Raw genomic sequence first — 18,996 nt, 5'->3', positions numbered from 1 at the left:
CCGCCCCCCCCCGCCCCGACCGAAAGCTGGCCCGCATGAAAGCCGTCCTCAACGACGTCGTCCTCGCCGACGCCCCCGACTCCGACCTGATCTCGATCGAGGGCAACTGGTACTTCCCGCCGTCGAGCATCGCCGAGGGCGTGCTCGTCGAGAGCCCCACGCCCTACACCTGCCCGTGGAAGGGCGAGTGCCAGTACTTCTCGGTGCAGACCGGCGACGGCCTGCAGAAGGACAAGGCCTGGTCGTACCCGCACCCCTACCCGACGGCGTTCGACCGCGTCGGCAAGGACTTCTCGGGCTACGTCGCCTTCGACCGCTCGGTCCGCGTCTCCGACTGACCCGTCCCGCCGCGGTGCCGCTCCCGGTGCCGCGGCGGTGCGTCAGCCGCGCGGGGCGGCGGCGCGCGCCCGGTACGCCCGGACCTTCGACCGGTTCCCGCAGCGCTGCATCGAGCACCAGCGGCGCGAGCCGGCGCGGGACGTGTCGAGGTAGAGCATCCGGCACTCCGGATCCGCGCAGCGCCTCAGCCGTCCGGCCACGGCCGGGCCCAGCAGCCCCACGGCCTCCCGGGCGATGGACGCGAGCGCCTGCCTGCCCGCCGCATGGAGCCGTCCTGCCTGCCGCGACCCTCCGCCCAGCACCGGTGGGATGTCGGGCATCGCCGCGACCAGGTTGACCACGTCGACGTCGCGCGGGTCGAGCGCGGTGCCCGCCTCGGCCGCGACGGCCAGCCGGGCGATAGCGCCTCGGAGCATCAGCGCGTCGTCGAGGCGTGCGTCCCGGCTCTCGGGGACGACCGCCTCGAAGCGCTCGGCGAGCCAGGCGGCCAGGGCGGCGTCGGAGTCGAGGTGCTCGGCCGCTCCCGGAGGCAGTGCTCCGGTCGTGGCGAAGTCGAGTGCGAGGCTCCCGGAGTCGAACCACCAGCGCCGGCCGTCGGCCTCGGGGAGCCACTGCCCGGTGACCGGCGTGCGCCCGCCGTGCGGGGCCTCGTCCGGGGTCACGGCGCCGGGACCGGTCGGCGCCGCCACTGGATCGCGTTCGCGGGCTCGAACCGGCGCGCGCAGCGGCCGCAGGCCAGGGGCCGGGTGGGCCGGCGATGGCGGTAGAAGAGGTGTCCGCCCGGGCAGGTGCCGACCCACGGTGCGAGCTCGTCCGCGGTCGGGTTGCTGTGGGTGCGCGATCCCGTGTAGCCGAGCCGCGCCGCGATCCGCCGCCACTGCGGTCCGTGCCCGGCGTCGGGCCCCGCGAGCGCGTGAGCGACCTCGTGCAGGAGGGTCTGCCGGACCTCCTCGTCGCTCCAGCGGGCGGCGAGGTGGCGCGAGACCGTGATCCGGCGGCGCGTCCAGTGGCAGGCGCCGCCGCGGGTGCGCGCGTGGTCGAGCGCGAAGGACCAGGAGGGGTCGAGGTGCTCCTCGATCAGCGCGTCGGCCCAGCGGGCCACGTCCTCGAGGTCGGCCACCGGTGGCGCTGCCTAGGACTCGTCGCCGTCGGCGCGGCGGCGGCCGCGGGCGGTGCCGTCGGTGCGGGCTTCGCGGTCGGTCCCGTCCTGGAACTCGGAGGCGGCGGCGTAGCCCAGGCGGGCGACCTCGAGCTCCTCCTCGGGGACCCCGACGCGCTCGCCGAGGGCGGTCGCGGCGTCGAAGTCGCGCATCGCCCGACCGTACTCGCCCAGCTCGAAGAAGGTGAGGCCGCGGTGCTTGAGCGCGAAGGAGTGCTCGAGGTGCCACTCGTGCGTGCGGGCCTCCTCGACGCAGAGCGCGAGCTCCGAGAGGGCCTCGTCGGTGCGGCCCCGCAGCTGCATGAGGCGGGCGCGGCGGACGCGGGCGGTGAGCAGCTCGGCGCGGTCGCCGGAGAAGCGGGTGCGGCGGACGGCCTCGTTCGCGAGGTCCCACGCCTCGTCGACGCGCCCGAGCAGGCGCAGCAGCTCCGCCTTCTCGGTGAGCGCGGCGAGGCTGCGCAGCGCGCCGATCTCCTCCAGGCGCTCCTGGGCGGCGTCGACGTCGATCTCCTCGTGGAGGGTCGCGGGGTCGTGGCGGATGATGATGCTCAGGGCGATGCTTCCTCGTGGAGTGCGGATCCGGATCGTCGCGCGCGGCGGACGAGAGGACGGTCGGGGTCGCTGACCCCGGCGTCGAGTGTACCGGCGGGTCCCCGGACGGCGCCCCGACGCGCGGCCCGGGTCAGCCCCGTCGCACCTGGAAGATGCTCCGCGCCGGCAGCGGCGACGGGGTGGCGGTCTCGTCCGTGACGACGAGGGCGCCGGCGATGAAGTTCTCGAGCTCCCGCCCCTGCACCAGCTTGGAGGGCGCGGGGTCGGAGGCGAGGCGCCGCGGCAGGCCGTCGAGCGGCAGCGGATCGGCCGAGGCGAGCATCACCACGTTCCCGAAGCGCTTGGCCTTGAGCATCTGGGTGTCGGTCATGATCGCGGTGTGCGCGAAGACGGAGGCGAGCGTCGCGGCCTGGGCGCGGGCGAAGGCGAGCGCGCCGCCGTCGGCCACGTTCACCGCGACCAGGCCGCCGGGGGCGAGCAGCGGCGCGATCGCCCCGTAGAACTCGGCGCTGGTCACGTGCGCGGGAGTGCGCGCGCCCGAGAAGATGTCGACGACGACCACGTCGACCGTGCCGCGCAGCCCGGGCGGCAGCTTGCCGAGCACCTCGCGGGCGTCGCCCTGGCGGATGCGGATCTGCGCCCCGCGGGGGAGCGGGAGCGCCTCGCGCACCAACTCGACCAGAGCGCCCTCGATCTCGACGACCTGCTGGCGCGAGCCCGGCCGGGTCGCGGCGACGTAGCGGGGGAGGGTCAGCGCTCCGGCGCCCAGGTGGAGCGCCGTGACGCTCTCGCCCTCGGGGGCGACGAGGTCGATCGCGTGGCCGATCCGGCGGACGTACTCGAACGAGAGGTGCGTCGGATCCGCGAGGTCGACGTGCGACTGCGGAGTGCCGTCGACGACCAGGGTCGCCGCCTCGGGCGAGTGGCGGTCGGGCTCGATCCGCGCGGTGTACCCGCTGGCGAGCACGGCGCGGGGGTGCTCGGAGTCGTCTCCGCGTCGGCGGCCGGTGCGTTCCTGCATCCGACCAGTCTGCCGCGGCGGCGGGACGGCGGGGCTCCGCGCCCGGCCCGGTCGGATCGATCCGGGAGGCCGTGGCCTCGTATACCGGACCCCGCGGGGCGACGCAAGCATCCGCACTTGCGCGGCGTGGCGCGATGCGGCTATATTCGTACTTTGCGCTCCCGAGTACCCATGCCCTCATATCGCGGTCGGCAGGTCACCGGAACCCGGCATCAGATGGTGGATGCCGTTGCTACACTCTAGCGCCGCCCCCAAGACCGAGTCGCCTCGGTCCGCACGGCGTGCGGGCAGGGGTGGCGGCCCGTCCGGCGGGAGCCCACTCCACACATCCCACAGATTGAGACCCGCGAGGGTCTACGGAGGTTCCTTCCTTGGCTGCTGCGTCCACCGCGACCACCACCTCACCCAAGAACGGACGCGGAGCTTCGCGTCTCTCGTTCGCCAAGATCAGCGACACCCTGACCGTTCCGGATCTGCTCGCGCTGCAGACCGAGAGCTTCGACTGGCTCGTCGGCTCGGAGGCGTGGAAGACCCGCGTCGCCGAGGCGAAGGCCGCCGGCCGGGAGGACCTCCCCGCCAACTCCGGCCTCGACGAGATCTTCGAGGAGATCTCCCCGATCGAGGACCTCAGCGAGACGATGCAGCTGAGCTTCACGAACCCGTACCTCGAGCCCGAGAAGTACACGATCGAGGAGTGCAAGGAGCGCGGCAAGACCTACGCCGCTCCGCTGTACGTCGAGGCCGAGTTCATGAACCACCTCACGGGTGAGATCAAGACCCAGACGGTCTTCATGGGCGACTTCCCGCTGATGACCGAGAAGGGCACGTTCATCATCAACGGCACCGAGCGTGTCGTCGTGTCCCAGCTCGTGCGCAGCCCCGGCGTCTACTTCGAGCGCCAGCAGGAGAAGACGTCCGACAAGGACATCTACTCCGCCCGCGTCATCCCGAGCCGCGGCGCCTGGCTCGAGTTCGAGATCGACAAGCGCGACCAGGTCGGCGTGCGCATCGACCGCAAGCGCAAGCAGTCGGTCACCGTGTTCCTCAAGGCCCTCGGCCTGACGAGCGAGGAGATCCTCGAGCAGTTCGCCGGCTACGAGTCGATCGAGCTGACCCTCGAGAAGGACAACATCCTCACCAAGGAGGACGCCCTCCGCGACATCTACCGCAAGCTCCGTCCGGGCGAGCAGGTCGCCGCCGAGGCCGCCCGCGCGCTGCTGGACAACTTCTACTTCAACTCCAAGCGCTACGACCTCGCGAAGGTCGGCCGCTACAAGATCAACCGCAAGCTCGGCATCGACAAGGCGCTGTCCGACTCGGTGCTCACGGTCGAGGACATCATCGCGACCATCAAGTACCTGGTCGCCCTGCACGACGGCCGCACCGCCCTCCCCGGCGTGCGCGACGGCGAGTCGGTCGAGCTGCGTCTCGACGTCGACGACATCGACCACTTCGGCAACCGCCGAATCCGCGCGGTCGGCGAGCTGATCCAGAACCAGGTCCGCACCGGACTGTCCCGCATGGAGCGCGTCGTCCGCGAGCGCATGACCACGCAGGACATCGAGGCGATCACCCCGCAGACCCTGATCAACGTGCGCCCCGTCGTCGCCGCGATCAAGGAGTTCTTCGGGACCAGCCAGCTGTCGCAGTTCATGGACCAGAACAACCCGCTCGCGGGTCTGACCCACAAGCGCCGCCTGTCGGCGCTCGGCCCCGGCGGACTCTCCCGCGAGCGCGCCGGCGTCGAGGTCCGCGACGTCCACCCCTCGCACTACGGCCGCATGTGCCCGATCGAGACCCCGGAAGGCCCGAACATCGGCCTGATCGGATCGCTCGCGTCCTTCGCGCGCATCAACTCGTTCGGCTTCATCGAGACCCCGTACCGCAAGGTCGTCGACGGCACCGTCACCTCGCAGATCGACTACCTCACCGCGTCCGAGGAGGACGAGTACCTGGTCGCCCAGGCGAACGCCCCCCTCACGAAGGACTTCCGCTTCGCGGAGGGCAAGGTCCTGGTCCGCCCCAAGGGCGGAGAGGTCGAGCTCGTCGACGCCGAGCGCGTCCACTACATGGACGTCTCGCCGCGCCAGATGGTCTCGGTCGCGACCTCGCTGATCCCGTTCCTCGAGCACGACGACGCGAACCGCGCGCTCATGGGCGCGAACATGCAGCGTCAGGCCGTCCCGCTGCTGCGCAGCGAGTCGCCCGTCGTCGGAACCGGCATGGAGGGCTTCGCGGCCATCGACGCCGGCGACGTCATCACCGCCGACAAGGCCGGTGTCGTCCAGGAGGTCTCCGCCGACTCCGTCACCGTCCAGCTGGACGAGGGCGGCACGCAGACCTACTTCCTCCGCAAGTTCGACCGCTCCAACCAGGGCACCTCGTACAACAACCGCGTGGTCGTCTCGGCCGGCGAGCGCATCGAGGTCGGCGAGGTCGTCGCCGACGGCCCCGCCACCGAGAACGGCGAGCTCGCGCTGGGCAAGAACCTGCTCGTCGCGTTCATGCCGTGGGAGGGCCACAACTTCGAGGACGCGATCATCCTCAGCCAGAACCTGGTGAAGGACGACGTCCTCTCCTCGATCCACATCGAGGAGTACGAGGTCGACGCCCGCGACACCAAGCTCGGCAAGGAGGAGATCACCCGCGACCTCCCCAACGTCAGCCCGGAGCTCCTGGCCGACCTGGACGAGCGCGGCATCATCCGCATCGGCGCCGAGGTCCGCCCCGGCGACATCCTCGTCGGCAAGGTCACGCCCAAGGGCGAGACCGAGCTCTCGGCCGAGGAGCGCCTGCTCCGCGCGATCTTCAACGAGAAGAGCCGCGAGGTCCGCGACACGTCGCTGAAGGTGCCCCACGGCGAGCAGGGCACGATCATCGGCGTCAAGGTGTTCGACGCGCAGGACGGCGACGACGAGCTCGGCTCGGGCGTCAACCAGCGCGTGGTCGTCTACATCGCCCAGAAGCGCAAGATCACCGAGGGCGACAAGCTCGCCGGCCGCCACGGCAACAAGGGCGTCATCTCGAAGATCCTGCCGGTCGAGGACATGCCGTTCCTCGCCGACGGCACCCCGGTCGACATCGTCCTCAACCCGCTCGGCGTCCCCGGCCGCATGAACTTCGGCCAGGTCCTCGAGATCCACCTCGGCTGGATCGCGAAGCAGGGCTGGAAGGTCGAGGGCCAGCCGGAGTGGGCCGCGCGCCTGCCCGAGCACGCCCGTGAGGCGGCGCCCGGCACCAAGGTCGCGACCCCCGTCTTCGACGGCGCGGCGGAGGAGGAGCTCGCAGGGCTCCTCGACTCCACCACCCCGACCCGCGACGGAGAGCGCCTGATCGGCTCGTCCGGCAAGACGCAGCTGTTCGACGGCCGCTCCGGGGAGCCCTTCCCGGACCCGGTCTCGGTCGGCTACATGTACATCCTGAAGCTGCACCACCTCGTCGATGACAAGATCCACGCGCGCTCGACGGGCCCGTACTCGATGATCACCCAGCAGCCGCTCGGTGGTAAGGCGCAGTTCGGCGGCCAGCGCTTCGGCGAGATGGAGGTGTGGGCCCTCGAGGCCTACGGCGCCGCCTACGCCCTCCAGGAGCTCCTCACCATCAAGTCGGACGACATCCTCGGCCGCGTGAAGGTGTACGAGGCCATCGTCAAGGGCGAGAACATCCAGGAGCCCGGCATCCCGGAGTCCTTCAAGGTCCTCATCAAGGAGATGCAGTCCCTGTGCCTGAACGTCGAGGTCCTCTCGGCCGACGGCACCGCGGTCAGCCTGCGCGACACCGATGACGAGGTCTACCGCGCCGCGGAAGAGCTCGGCATCAACATCTCCTCCCGGTTCGAGTCGTCCTCCGTCGACGACATCTGATCCGCGCCAGCATCTGACGACCTCCCGTCTCTGACGAGACACCCTGTTTTCCGACAAGGAGAAAACATTGCTCGACGTAACCACTTTCGATGAGCTGCGCATCGGCCTCGCAACGGCCGATGACATCCGTCGCTGGTCGCACGGTGAAGTGAAGAAGCCCGAGACCATCAACTACCGCACCCTGAAGCCCGAGAAGGACGGCCTGTTCGGCGAGCAGATCTTCGGACCCTCTCGCGACTGGGAGTGCTCCTGCGGCAAGTACAAGCGAGTCCGCTTCAAGGGCATCGTCTGCGAGCGCTGCGGCGTCGAGGTCACCAAGTCCTCGGTCCGCCGCGAGCGGATGGGCCACATCGAGCTCGCCGCCCCCGTCACCCACATCTGGTACTTCAAGGGCGTCCCCTCGCGCCTCGGATACCTGCTGGACATGGCGCCGAAGGACCTCGAGAAGGTCATCTACTTCGCGGCGTACATGATCATCGACGTGGACGACGACGGCCGTCACGCCGACATGCCCGGGCTCGAGAACGAGCTCCGGCTCGAGATCAAGACCCTCTCGGACCAGCGCGACTCCCGCATCGCGGACCGCCTGGCGCGCCTGGAGACCGACCTCGCCGCCCTGGAGGCGGAGGGCGCCAAGAGCGACCAGAAGCGCCGCACCAAGGACGGCGCCGAGAAGGAGATGGGCCAGATCCGCAAGTCCTTCGACGAGGACATCGCGCGGCTCGAGAGCGTGTGGGAGCAGTTCCGCACCCTCAAGGTCGGCGACCTCAAGCCCGAGGACGCGGTCTTCAACGAGCTCGTCGACCGGTACGGCGTCTACTTCGAGGCCTACATGGGCGCCGAGGCGATCAAGAAGCGCCTCGAGCAGTTCGACCTCCAGGCCGAGGCCGAGACGCTGCACCTGCAGATCGCCGAGGGCAAGGGTCAGAAGAAGATCCGCGCCATCAAGCGCCTGCGCGTCGTCAACTCGTTCCTCGCCACAGGCAACTCGCCGGCCGCGATGGTCCTCGACGTCGTCCCGGTCATCCCGCCGGAGCTGCGCCCGATGGTGCAGCTCGACGGAGGCCGGTTCGCGACCAGCGACCTGAACGACCTCTACCGTCGCGTGATCAACCGCAACAACCGACTCCGCCGCCTGCTCGACCTCGGTGCCCCCGAGATCATCGTGAACAACGAGAAGCGCATGCTCCAGGAGGCGGTCGACGCCCTCTTCGACAACGGCCGCCGCGGCCGCCCCGTCACCGGAACCGGCAACCGCGCCCTGAAGTCCCTGAGCGACATGCTCAAGGGAAAGCAGGGTCGCTTCCGCCAGAACCTGCTGGGCAAGCGCGTCGACTACTCGGGCCGCTCGGTCATCATCGTCGGCCCGCAGCTCAAGCTGCACCAGTGCGGTCTGCCCAAGCAGATGGCGCTGGAGCTGTTCAAGCCGTTCGTGATCAAGCGCCTGATCGACCTGTCGCACGCGCAGAACATCAAGGCCGCCAAGCGCATGGTGGAGCGCTCGCGCCCGCAGGTGTGGGACGTGCTCGAGGAGATCATCCGCGAGCGCCCCGTCCTGCTGAACCGCGCGCCCACGCTGCACCGTCTCGGCATCCAGGCCTTCGAGCCCCAGCTGGTCGAGGGCAAGGCGATCCAGCTGCACCCGCTCGTCTGCGCCGCGTTCAACGCGGACTTCGACGGCGACCAGATGGCCGTCCACCTGCCGCTGTCCGTCGAGGCCCAGGCCGAGGCGCGCATCCTGATGCTCGCGTCGAACAACATCCTCAAGCCCTCGGACGGCCGTCCGGTCACCCTGCCCACGCAGGACATGATCATCGGCCTCCACCACCTGACGACGATCCGCGAGGGCGCCGCCGGCGAGGGCCGCGCGTTCTCCTCCGTCTCGGAGGCGATCCTCGCGAAGGACCAGGGCTCGCTGCACCTGAACTCGAAGGTCAGGATCCGCATGTCGGACGTGTACTTCGCGCAGGGTCAGGCACCCGAGGGCGTCGAGATCGACGAGAACGGCAAGGTCACCGCGCCGGTCCTCCTCGAGACCACGCTCGGCCGCGCCCTCTTCAACGAGGCGCTGCCGGTCGACTACCCCTACTTCGAGCAGGTCGCCGACAAGACGACCATCTCCGGGATCGTCAACGACCTCGCGGAGCGCTACCCGAAGGTGGAGGTCGCCGCCTCCCTCGACCGGATCAAGGACGCCGGCTTCTACTGGGCCACCCGCTCGGGTGTCACCGTGGCGCTGTCCGACATCCTCACGCCTCCGTCGAAGCCCGAGATCATCGCGGGCTACGAGAAGAAGGCCGCGAAGGTCGAGTCCGAGTACGACAAGGGTCTGACCACTCAGGCCGAGCGCCGCCAGGAGCTCGTGAAGATCTGGACCGAGGCGACCGACGAGGTCGCCAAGGCCATGCGCGCGAACTTCCCGACGGACAACACCATCAACCGCATGGTCACCTCCGGTGCCCGCGGCAACTGGCTGCAGGTGCGCAACATCGCCGGCATGCGAGGCCTGGTGAACAACCCGAAGGGCGAGATCATCGCCCGACCGATCATCTCCTCGTACCGCGAGGGCCTGTCGGTCGCCGAGTACTTCATCGCCACGCACGGTGCCCGCAAGGGCCTGGCCGACACCGCGCTCCGCACCGCGGACTCGGGCTACCTGACGCGTCGACTCGTCGACGTCTCGCAGGACGTCATCATCCGCGAGGAGGACTGCGGCACCTCGAAGGGCCTCGACCTGCCGATCATGCTCCAGGACGCCACCGGCGCCTGGATCAAGGACTCCAACGTCGAGAACTCCGTCTACGCCCGTTCGCTCGCCACCCCGGCGTCGAACGAGGCCGGCGAGCTCGTCGCCGAGGCCGGCGAGGACGTGGGCGACGTGCTCATCGAGAAGCTGGTCGGAGCGGGCGTGCGCCACATCAAGGTGCGCTCCGTCCTGACCTGCGAGTCCGCCGTCGGCGTCTGCGCGGCCTGCTACGGCCGCTCGCTCGCCACCGGCAAGCTCGTCGACATCGGAGAGGCCGTCGGCATCATCGCGGCCCAGTCGATCGGCGAGCCCGGCACGCAGCTCACGATGCGCACCTTCCACACCGGTGGATCGGCCTCGGCCGACGACATCACGCAGGGTCTTCCCCGCGTGCAGGAGCTCTTCGAGGCCCGCACCCCCAAGGGCGCGTCGCCGATCGCGGAGGCCGCCGGCCGGATCACCATCGAGGACACCGACCGTGCCCGCCGCGTCATCCTCCAGCCGGACAACGGCGACGAGGCGGTCATCTACCCGGTGCTCAAGCGCTCGCAGCTCCTCATCGAGGACGGCCAGCACGTCGAGCTCGGGCAGCAGCTGCACGTCGGAACGGTCGACCCCAAGGAGGTCCTGCGCGTGCTGGGCGTCCGCGAGGTCCAGAAGCACCTGGTGGGCGGCGTCCAGGGCGTCTACCGCTCGCAGGGTGTGCCGATCCACGACAAGCACATCGAGGTCATCGTGCGTCAGATGCTCCGCAAGGTCACCGTGGTCGACCACGGCGACACGGAGCTGCTGCCGGGCGAGCTCGTCGACCGCTCGCGCTACAGCGAGGTCAACCGTGCGGCTCTGACCGAGGGCAAGCGGACCGCGTCCGCCCGCCAGGAGGTCATGGGCATCACCAAGGCCTCGCTCGCGACCGAGTCGTGGCTGTCGGCCGCGTCCTTCCAGGAGACCACCCGCGTCCTGACGCAGGCGGCCATGGAGGGCAAGCGCGACCCGCTGATGGGCCTGAAGGAGAACGTGATCATCGGAAAGCTGATCCCGGCGGGAACCGGTCTGCCCAAGTACCGGAACGTGTCGGTCGAGGCGACCGAGGAGGCGAAGGCCGAGCGGTACCCCAACCGCATCTTCGCCGACGACGCCGCGTTCAGCGACGCCGACCTCTCGTTCGTCGACTTCGACTCGTTCTCGAGCGACGGCTACGAGCCGGGCAACTACAGCTGATCCAGGTGAGCTGAACGATCGAAGGCCCCGTCGGGACACCGGCGGGGCCTTCGTCGTCCCCGACCCGCGGTCACCCGCACGGGGGGCCGCCCGTTCGCGACGAGCGGCCTTCCCCGCAGGAGCGGGGTGATTGACTCGATGGGTGCTCGTCGGGTCGAGCCTGTACCCGTTCCCCGTCCTGGTCGCGGCACGTGAGGAAACGCGCGGATGAGACTCGTGATCGTCGTGCTGGCCGCACTGCTCGTGGTGGTCGGCGTCGTCGTGGTGCCCGCGGGGCGGGCGGAGGCGGCAGAGGCGGTCGCACCCTCGTCCTGCGGCGTCGCGGAGCTGGCTCCCGTGCTCACGGGCGACGACGTCCGGCCGCGCTCCGCCGCCGCCCTGGTCCCCATCGTGATGCTGCACGGCTGGCTGGGCACGGCGACGCACGACGCCGACCGCACAGGGGCCTTCTCCCATCTCGTCGACATGGTGTCGTCGGAGTCGGCGACCGCTCCGCTCGACGCTCCCGAGCCGTCCCTCCTCGGCCGACTGCAGCAGATCGACGGCGCCGCGGTCTACACCTTCGACTACCGCCGGCTCGCTGCGCGCTGGGTCACCGACCCGGGGATCAGCGACGCGCTCGCCTCCTCGATCGCCTGCCTCGTCTCCGCGACCGGGCACCGCGCCGTCGTCGTCGCGCACTCGATGGGAGGGCTCGCCGCCCGCCAGGCGCTGAGCGGCTCGGTCGACGGGACCGCCGTCGCCTCGATGGTCTCGTCCGTCCTCACCTTCGGCACCCCGAACACGGGATCCGACGTCGCGGAGCGCCTCGGACGGATGGTCGACGACTCCGGTCAGGTCAGCCCCGCGGTGATCGCAGGACTGGACCCGCAGAGCCGGCTGAGCGTCTCGGCGATGCTCGCCTCCTGCGGGGACGCCGTCTCGGAGGACGCCGAGCACGCGGGGGAGTGCACGGGAGTGCCGATGATCGACGCCCTCGCCTCGGCGGCGGGCAAGGGACTGCGGACGGGGTCGACCGAGCTCGGCTCCCTGCCGCCCTGGCCCGCCGGTGTCCACGTGACGGCGCTGGTGGGTGACATCCAGGTGACCGCCGCGGTGGCGCTCGGCCTGGCCAGCGCCCCGGTCGACCTCGGCGACATCATGGTCGCGACCGGATCGGCGACGGCCGGAGTCGACGACTACGTGGTCTCGACCTGCCGCTACACCTACCTCGCCGCAGCTGACGTGCCGTCCCTCGTCGCCGAGCTCTCGCCGTTCGCGCGGCTCGGCGACGCTCTGCGCTTCGCGAAGCTCGTGGTCGACGTCGACGCGAGCCCGTGCCACCACGCGCGGCTGACCCGGAACGTCGACCTCGTCGAGCACGCCACCGGCGTCGTGTCGGACGTCGTCGCGGGCGAGCTGTCCGCTCCGCACGCCTCTCGAGCGCAGACCGCGGCGAGGGCGCTCCCGGCGGCGGAGGAGTCCCGGAGGCGGTCCTCGTGACCGGTCGGCGGACACCGCCGAGGAGACACCATGTCGCGTCAGTTGACGGACGTCTGTCGGGAAGCATACGGTCGGACCGGCCCATGGGGAGGCCGCCTGGGGGACAGGCAGCGCGGCCCGCGCGGCACCCGAGCCGCATGCGCGGGCCGCGCCCGTCTCCGATCTCCTCTCACGTTCCGCGCTCCCTCCGGGTACGCTCGGCTGGACAGTAGATGTCGGAGGCTCCTCCGTGCATCCCGGCGCCGGAGGCCTGATGAGCGACGACCCCCTCGATGCGGAGGAGCCGGCGCGTCCTCCCCGCCTGACCCGCGAGCAGGTCCGCACCCGCCTGCTGGACGCCGCTCTCGCGGTCGTCCGCGCCGAGGGCCTGCGCGTCGGAGTCGCCCACCTGCCCCTCGAGGACGTCATCCGCTCGGCGGGTGTTCCGCGCAGCACCGTGTACCGGATCTGGCCCACTCGCCAGGCGTTCTACGACGAGCTGATCGCCGCGATCCCGGAGCGGGTCCTCGCCACCCGCCTCGACCAGCCGTCCCTGCGGGCCGGGAACTCCCACCTCCACCACAGCCTCGACCCCGAGCCGACCCCGGCGCAGCGCCGCGAGGCCCTGATCGCCTCCGTCCGGGTCGCCGTCGATGCGAACGTCGACAACGTCTTCTCGTCGCAGCACTGGCGCAACTTCATCGCTCTCGCCGGCGCGGTGGGCTCGCACGAAGAGCCGGCGCGGACCGCCATCGGATCCGCTCTGCGCGCCCGCCAGCTGCACTTCATCGACAACATGGCGAAGTACTACGAGCACACCCTCGCCGAGGCGGGGCTCCGGCTGCGCCCGGACCGCGGCTCCGCCGCTCTCGCCTCCGCCGTCTCGGCCCTGATCGAGGGGCTGTGCATCGCGCGGATCGCGGCACCGGAGCTGGTGACCGGCCCGCTCGACCCGGCCGATCCCGAGGGGCCGTCACTGGCGGTGGTGTCGGTGCTGCTGCTGATCGACGGGTTCACCGAACCGGACGAGTGATCCGGGTCGCGGGGTCCGCTCAGTCCTCCGCGACCGGCTCCAGCATCCCGTCGACGATCGAGCGGATCGTCCAGGCCGCCAGGGTCCACTCGACCGGCTCGCCGTCGAGGCCGGGGGCGGTTACCGGAGCGTCGAGGTCGTCGTCGAGGAGCCGGCCGCGGTGGGCGAGCCCGTCGATCACGATCGCGGTGAGGTGGGCGAGCTGGAGCGTCGTGAATCCCGGGCGCATCGTCCCGCCGAAGACCTGCAGCGTCTCCTCGTAGAAGTCGCGCATCCGGCGCGTGAGCATGCCCTCGATCCGCTTCGCCGTGGCGCGCACGGCGTCGCGTGCAGGCCCCTCCTCCATCGAGAAAGTGCAGGCGAGCAGCGCGTTGTACGAGGACCAGTCGGCGGAGCGGCGGAGCGACTCGGCATTGGCCCGCGCGCCGATGCGGATGGTCTCCCAGGCGACCCGGCGGCGGCCGGCGGCCGTGGAGAGCAGATCGGTGGAGCGCTCGTAGACCTCGCGCATCTCCTGCTGGGCCTCGGGATCGGCGCCCTCCGCGTACCGGTCCCGCACGAAGACCTCGCCGACCAGGTCGGCCACGAACTCCTCGCGCGTGCTCCAGATCCGGTAGACGGAGCTGCGCGGCACGCCGGCCAGGCGGATGTACTCCTCCATGGGCAGGTGCGCGAAGCTCACCGTGAGGCCGTGGTTCGAGACGACGTCGCGCGCCGTGGCGATCATGCGGCTGCGGACCTGCTCCGCGGGGATCCTCCGGGCCCGCCGGGAGCCCTCTGCGCTGTCGTCCATGGAGAGGGACACTAGCCGGAGACGGTGCCGCGGGTGGTCCTCCACGCGCTCCGTGAGCCGATCCGGAGTGCTCTGGGGCGTCCTCCCACTGAGACGGAATGTCCCATCACGTGCACGACGACGTCGCGGACCGCTACGGTGCAGCCGGGGCGGACCCGAACCTGCCCCTGCTAGGGGACCCCCGTGACCGGATTCGATCGGTTCACGCTGGCCGTCGTCGACGGACCAGCGATCGAGCGTGCCGCGCTGCAGGCGCTGCTCGCGCAGCTTCTGCCGCAGTTCTCGCACGACGAGGAGGGCGTCGACCGCATCGCGGTCCTCGACCTGGACGGCGTGCCCGGCGAGGAGGTGGCCGACACCCTCGAGCGTGCGGCTACCCGGACCGTCGGCCTCGTCGTGCTCTCCTCCTCCGACTCGCTGGAGCCGGTGCGGGCCGTGCTGCGACGGGAGAGAGCGGCCTACGTCTGGAAGGGCGACGACCCCAGCGAGCTCGCCGCGGCGGTCGTCTCGGTCGCCTCCGGCCGGACCTGGATCTCGGACACCGCCCGCCACCGGCTCGTGCACGGGCGCGAGGAGCGCCGCCCGGTGCTGAGCCCCCAGGAGAGCCGTGTGATGCGCGCCTACGGAGCGGGTGCCGCGGTCCGCACCGTCGCGGTCGACCTCAGCGTCGCCGAGCACACCGTCCGCACCTACATCAAGCGGATCCGCGCCAAGTACCTCGAGACCGGCGTCACTCTCGACTCACGGGTCGACTTCTACCGCCACCTCGGCGACCACGACGTCGCCATCCGCCGCGGCGGAGACCGGGTGCGGGCCGGCGCGCAGCAGGCGGCCGGCGACGTGGTCGGCGAGCGCCGAGCCTGAGGCGAGCAGGATCGCGTTCCCGCCGGTGCGCCCCTCGACGAAGGCCGTCGATCCGACCGCTGCGGTGACCGGGAGCAGCTCCCGGACGACCCCGCGCAGGCGGTCCAGCCTCCGGTGGTCGGCGTCGTCGGCGACGTTGACCGCGAGGAGCCCGTCGGCGCCGACGCGGGCGGCGAGCGGAGCGAGGACGGACGCGCGGTAGAACGCCTCCGGGATCTCGTCCCCGTCGTAGACGTCGAGCACGACGAGGTCGGCGCTCCAGGGCGGCAGGGGCCCTGCGGCGTCGGCCGTGAGGAACCGGACGCGCGCGCCGCGGGGGAGCGGCGCGTGCTCGAGCACGAACTCCACGAGTCCCGCCGCGCTCTCCACCGCGAGCTGCTCGGAGCCCGGCCGGGTCGCGGCGACGTACCGGGCCAGGGCCAGGGCTCCGGCTCCGAGGTGCAGCACGCGCAGCGGCTCGCCGGGCGGGGCGGCGGCGTCGACCACCGCGCCGAGGCGCGCGAGGTACTCGAGGTGCAGAGCCCGGGGATCGCCCGGATCGATCAGCGACTGCTCCGCGCCGTCGACCGTGAGCAGCAGCGCCTCCGGCCGCACGGGATCCGGCCCCAGAAAGGCTGTGCGGCCTCCCGGCAGCAGGAGGGACGGAGGCATCCCGTCACGCTAGCGCTCCTCGCGCGATCCGCCCCGCCGCCGCTACGGTGACAGGCATGGCCGCCCTGATCCTGCTCGACGTCGACGGCGTCCTGAACCCCTCCGTCCGCAGCGATCGCGCCTCGGGCTCGCACCGCCTGGAGCTCGAGCCGGAGCGGGCGGCGCTCGTCGCCCGCCTGGCCGCGGTCGGCACGATCGTGTGGGCCACGACCTGGCCGCCGCGCTTGACGCGGGTCCTCGCCCAGGACCTCGGGCTGCCGGCGGGTACGGAGGCGATCGTCTTCGACGGCGGCCTCCCGCGCGACCCGCGGTTCCCGGGCCGGACGGGCAAGCTCCAGCCCGTCGCGGTGTGGCTGGAGGCGGCCGCCGAGCGCGGCGCGATCGACGCCGTGGTGTGGATCGACGACAACCTCCACGAGGACGCCTACGACTGGGCCCGCGAGCAGAGCACCCCCTTCCACCTGGTGCGTCCGGAGTCGGCGGCGGGCCTCACGAGCGACGAGGTCGCCGGTGCCGAGCACTTCCTGGCCGGACTCCCGGCGTCACACGGCGACATCCGGGAATAGGGCCGCCCCCTCCACTGGTTATCGTCACTCCGGGCGGTTCCGCCGAGCAGCGGTCCGCCCCGGGACGACCCGTCCCCTCGTCGATCCCCGCGCCGCATCCGGCGCAGCGGGACCGCCACGACTCCGTGATGCACCGAAGGACAACACCGTGACCCTCTCCGCCCGCACCTCCCTGCGCGTCCTGCTCGGCACGACCGCCGCCGCCGCCGCCCTGGTCCTCGCCGGCTGCGCGCCCGCCTCGACCGACGACGTGGTCTCCGGCTCGAGCGGCGAGGGCACCGCCTCCGCGAGCTCCGGCCTGACACTGGCCGAGGTCGAGGAGTCGGGAAAGCTCACCATCGGCACCGAGGGCACCTACCCGCCCTTCTCCTTCCACGCCGACGGCGGGACGGGAGCCCTCACCGGCTACGACGTCGACGTGATCACCGCCGTGGCCGAGAAGCTGGGCGTCGAGCCCGACTTCCAGGAGACGCAGTGGGACGCGATGTTCGCGGGCCTGGACGGAGCGCGCTTCGACGTGATCGCGAACCAGGTCTCGATCAACGACGAGCGCGAGGCGAAGTACGACTTCTCGGAGCCGTACTCGGTCAGCCCCGGCGTCGTGATCGTCCCCTCGAGCGACACCTCGATCACCGACCTCGCCGGCCTCTCCGGCAAGACCACCGCGCAGTCGCTCTCGAGCAACTGGTACACCGTCGCGCAGGAGAACGGCGCCGAGGTCGAGGGCGTCGAGGGCTGGGCGCAGGCCATCGCCCTCGTCGAGCAGGGCCGCGTGGACGCGACCGTGAACGACCGCCTCACCTGGCTCGACTGGTCCACGACCTACCCCGACCAGGCCGCGGGCCTCAAGGTCGCCGTCACCACCGACGACACCTCCGAGAGCGCCTTCACCTTCCCGAAGGGCTCGGACGACCTCGTCGAGGCCGTCGACTCCGCCCTCGACGAGCTGCGCGAGGACGGCACCCTCGCCTCCATCTCCGAGCGCTACTTCGGAGCCGACGTCTCCCAGTAGCCCCACCCCGAGGCGGCTCCTCCCCTTCCGGGAGGGGCCGTCTCGTGCGTGAGCGGCCCCGACGCGGGGGAGCGGCGGAGCGGCTCAGGCAGCGGGTCCGCCCGCAAGGGCGCCCGCCCCGGAGCGAAGCGTGCCAGCATTCCCCAGGAGGCGGAGACGATCCGCCCCCGACGCCACCACCCGATCGAGCCGACCGCGGATCCTCCCGCGAAGGCGGGAGAACACAATGGACCTCGTCCTCCGGTCGTTCTGGCCGATCCTCTCCGGGGGCATCGTCGGGACGATCCCGCTCGCGCTGGCGAGCTTCGCCATCGGGCTCGTGCTCGCGCTGGCGGTCGCCCTGATGCGGCTCTCGCGGGTGCGGATCCTCTCCTGGATCGCGCGTGCCTACATCTCCGTCATCCGGGGCACGCCGCTCCTGGTGCAGCTGTTCGTGATCTTCTACGGGCTGCCGAGCCTCGGACTGAAGATCGATCCCTGGCCCAGCGCCACCATCGCGTTCGCCCTCAACGTGGGCGGCTACGCGGCGGAGGTGATCCGCGCGGCGATCCTCAGCGTCCCGAAGGGGCAGTGGGAGGCGGCGCACACGATCGGCATGAGCCGCTCGCTCTCGCTGCGGCGCATCATCCTCCCGCAGGCCGCGCGCGTCTCCGTCCCGCCGCTGTCGAACACCTTCATCTCGCTGGTGAAGGACACCTCGCTGGCCTCCCTCATCCTGGTGACCGAGCTCTTCCGGCAGGCGCAGAAGATCGCCACCGCGTCGAGCGAGTTCATGCTCCTCTACCTCGAGGCCGCTCTGATCTACTGGCTCATCTGCCTGGTGCTCTCCAGCGGCCAGGGTCTGCTCGAGAAGCGATTGGACCGCTATGTCGCCCGCTGACACTCCGACCGACGCGCGGCCCGTGCTCACGGCCCGCGGCCTCCGCAAGTCGTTCGGCGGGGTGGAGGTGCTGCGCGGCATCGACCTGGAGATCCGCCGCGGCGAGGTCGTCGCCCTGATCGGGCCCTCGGGCTCGGGCAAGACCACCGTCCTGCGCTCGCTGAACAGCCTCGAGGTGCCGGACGGCGGGGTGGTCGAGCTCGCCGACGGCAGCGTCCTCGACTTCGACCGCGGCGTCGGACGGAAGGCGCTGACCGGGCTGCGCGACCACTCCGCGATGGTCTTCCAGCACTTCAACCTCTTCCCGCACCTGACCGTCCTCCAGAACGTGACGGAGGGGCCGCTGCGAGTGCAGCGCCGTCCCGCGTCCGAGGTGGTCCCGGAGGCGGAGCGCCTGCTCGAGCGCGTCGGCCTCGGCGGCCGGGGGAGCGCTTACCCCTTCGAGCTCTCCGGCGGTCAGCAGCAGCGCGTGGGCATCGTCCGGGCGCTCGCGCTGCGGCCCGATCTGCTCCTCTTCGACGAGCCCACCTCGGCGCTGGACCCGGAGCTGGTCGGCGACGTGCTCTCGCTGATGCGGGAGCTGGCGGGGGAGGGCTGGACCATGCTCGTCGTGACGCACGAGCTCGAGTTCGCCCGGCAGGTGGCCTCGGAGGTCGTCTTCATGGCCGACGGCGTGGTCGTCGAGCGGGGCGCCCCTGCGCAGATCCTCCGGGAGCCGCGGGAGCCTCGCACCCGGCAGTTCCTGCACCGCCTCCTCCACCCGCTCGAGTAGACGGTCGGCGCTGTCCCCCGTCGACGGGGAGCCGCGCGGCGCACCGGGCGCGGCGGAAGGCGT

Annotated in this window: 15 protein-coding genes; 10 read left to right on the top strand and 5 right to left on the bottom strand. The window is 71.4% G+C overall.

Going from position 1 to position 18,996, the window contains the following annotated elements; genetic code table 11:
• Positions 1–35: 35 nt before the first annotated feature.
• The gene (locus tag C5C30_RS14710; RefSeq protein ID WP_104224584.1) at positions 36–338 is read left to right on the top strand and encodes a DUF427 domain-containing protein; all 303 of its coding nucleotides are present in this window, start codon (positions 36–38) and stop codon (positions 336–338) included.
• Between the two features lie 42 nt (positions 339–380).
• Here the strand turns inward: C5C30_RS14710 and C5C30_RS14705 are convergent, their stop codons facing one another.
• The 4 genes from C5C30_RS14705 to C5C30_RS14690 all read right to left on the bottom strand — a co-directional run bounded on the left by C5C30_RS14705 (position 381) and on the right by C5C30_RS14690 (position 3,071).
• Positions 381–1,001, bottom strand: a complete 621-nt coding sequence (locus tag C5C30_RS14705; protein ID WP_104333995.1) for a CGNR zinc finger domain-containing protein — start codon at positions 999–1,001, stop codon at positions 381–383.
• Positions 998–1,459: a SprT-like domain-containing protein gene (locus C5C30_RS14700; RefSeq protein ID WP_104250885.1), complete on the bottom strand. Its 462-nt coding sequence runs from the start codon at positions 1,457–1,459 to the stop codon at positions 998–1,000. Before C5C30_RS14700 ends, C5C30_RS14705 begins: the two co-directional genes overlap by 4 nt.
• 12 nt (positions 1,460–1,471) lie before the next feature.
• A complete protein-coding gene (locus C5C30_RS17795) occupies positions 1,472–1,801 on the bottom strand; it encodes a hypothetical protein (RefSeq protein WP_181027192.1) in 330 nt (109 codons plus the stop codon).
• Between the two features lie 379 nt (positions 1,802–2,180).
• Positions 2,181–3,071: a spermidine synthase gene (locus tag C5C30_RS14690; RefSeq protein WP_104226766.1), complete on the bottom strand. Its 891-nt coding sequence runs from the start codon at positions 3,069–3,071 to the stop codon at positions 2,181–2,183.
• A gap of 371 nt (positions 3,072–3,442) precedes the next feature.
• On the opposite strand from C5C30_RS14690, the gene rpoB reads away from it, so the two are divergent.
• The 4 genes from rpoB to C5C30_RS14670 all read left to right on the top strand — a co-directional run bounded on the left by rpoB (position 3,443) and on the right by C5C30_RS14670 (position 13,395).
• Positions 3,443–6,934, top strand: a complete 3,492-nt coding sequence (rpoB, locus tag C5C30_RS14685) for a DNA-directed RNA polymerase subunit beta (protein ID WP_104260909.1) — start codon at positions 3,443–3,445, stop codon at positions 6,932–6,934.
• 67 nt (positions 6,935–7,001) lie between these two features.
• A complete protein-coding gene (locus tag C5C30_RS14680) occupies positions 7,002–10,901 on the top strand; it encodes a DNA-directed RNA polymerase subunit beta' (RefSeq protein WP_104224580.1) in 3,900 nt (1,299 codons plus the stop codon).
• A gap of 207 nt (positions 10,902–11,108) precedes the next feature.
• Complete coding sequence (locus tag C5C30_RS14675) at positions 11,109–12,383, top strand: triacylglycerol lipase (RefSeq protein WP_104333993.1); 1,275 nt, start codon at positions 11,109–11,111, stop codon at positions 12,381–12,383.
• A 253-nt stretch (positions 12,384–12,636) separates the two neighbouring features.
• Positions 12,637–13,395 (top strand): TetR/AcrR family transcriptional regulator, encoded by a 759-nt coding sequence (locus C5C30_RS14670; RefSeq protein WP_104269388.1) that lies wholly within the window; start codon positions 12,637–12,639, stop codon positions 13,393–13,395.
• 19 nt (positions 13,396–13,414) lie between these two features.
• Here C5C30_RS14670 and C5C30_RS14665 read toward each other — a convergent pair whose 3' ends face one another.
• Positions 13,415–14,188, bottom strand: a complete 774-nt coding sequence (locus C5C30_RS14665) for a hypothetical protein (RefSeq protein WP_146076607.1) — start codon at positions 14,186–14,188, stop codon at positions 13,415–13,417.
• Between the two features lie 183 nt (positions 14,189–14,371).
• Between C5C30_RS14665 and C5C30_RS14660 the strand changes: the two genes are divergently transcribed.
• From C5C30_RS14660 to C5C30_RS14640, 5 genes are all read left to right on the top strand, one after another.
• Positions 14,372–15,052, top strand: coding sequence for a LuxR C-terminal-related transcriptional regulator (locus tag C5C30_RS14660; RefSeq protein ID WP_104224576.1), 681 nt, complete (start codon positions 14,372–14,374; stop codon positions 15,050–15,052).
• Between the two features lie 707 nt (positions 15,053–15,759).
• The gene (locus C5C30_RS14655; RefSeq protein ID WP_104233923.1) at positions 15,760–16,269 is read left to right on the top strand and encodes an HAD domain-containing protein; all 510 of its coding nucleotides are present in this window, start codon (positions 15,760–15,762) and stop codon (positions 16,267–16,269) included.
• A gap of 148 nt (positions 16,270–16,417) precedes the next feature.
• Positions 16,418–17,281, top strand: a complete 864-nt coding sequence (locus tag C5C30_RS14650; RefSeq protein ID WP_374953606.1) for an amino acid ABC transporter substrate-binding protein — start codon at positions 16,418–16,420, stop codon at positions 17,279–17,281.
• 226 nt (positions 17,282–17,507) lie between these two features.
• Positions 17,508–18,161, top strand: a complete 654-nt coding sequence (locus tag C5C30_RS14645) for an amino acid ABC transporter permease (protein WP_104224574.1) — start codon at positions 17,508–17,510, stop codon at positions 18,159–18,161.
• Complete coding sequence (locus C5C30_RS14640; protein ID WP_104226760.1) at positions 18,148–18,933, top strand: amino acid ABC transporter ATP-binding protein; 786 nt, start codon at positions 18,148–18,150, stop codon at positions 18,931–18,933. The genes C5C30_RS14645 and C5C30_RS14640 overlap by 14 nt, the downstream gene beginning before the upstream one ends.
• Positions 18,934–18,996 lie beyond the last annotated feature (63 nt).

This window comes from Rathayibacter sp. AY2B5, assembly GCF_002931645.1.
Classification (GTDB): Bacteria; Actinomycetota; Actinomycetes; order Actinomycetales; family Microbacteriaceae; genus Rathayibacter.
The sequence above is the reverse complement of the archived record's forward strand: the minus strand, read 5'-3'. Positions and strand labels throughout refer to the sequence as shown.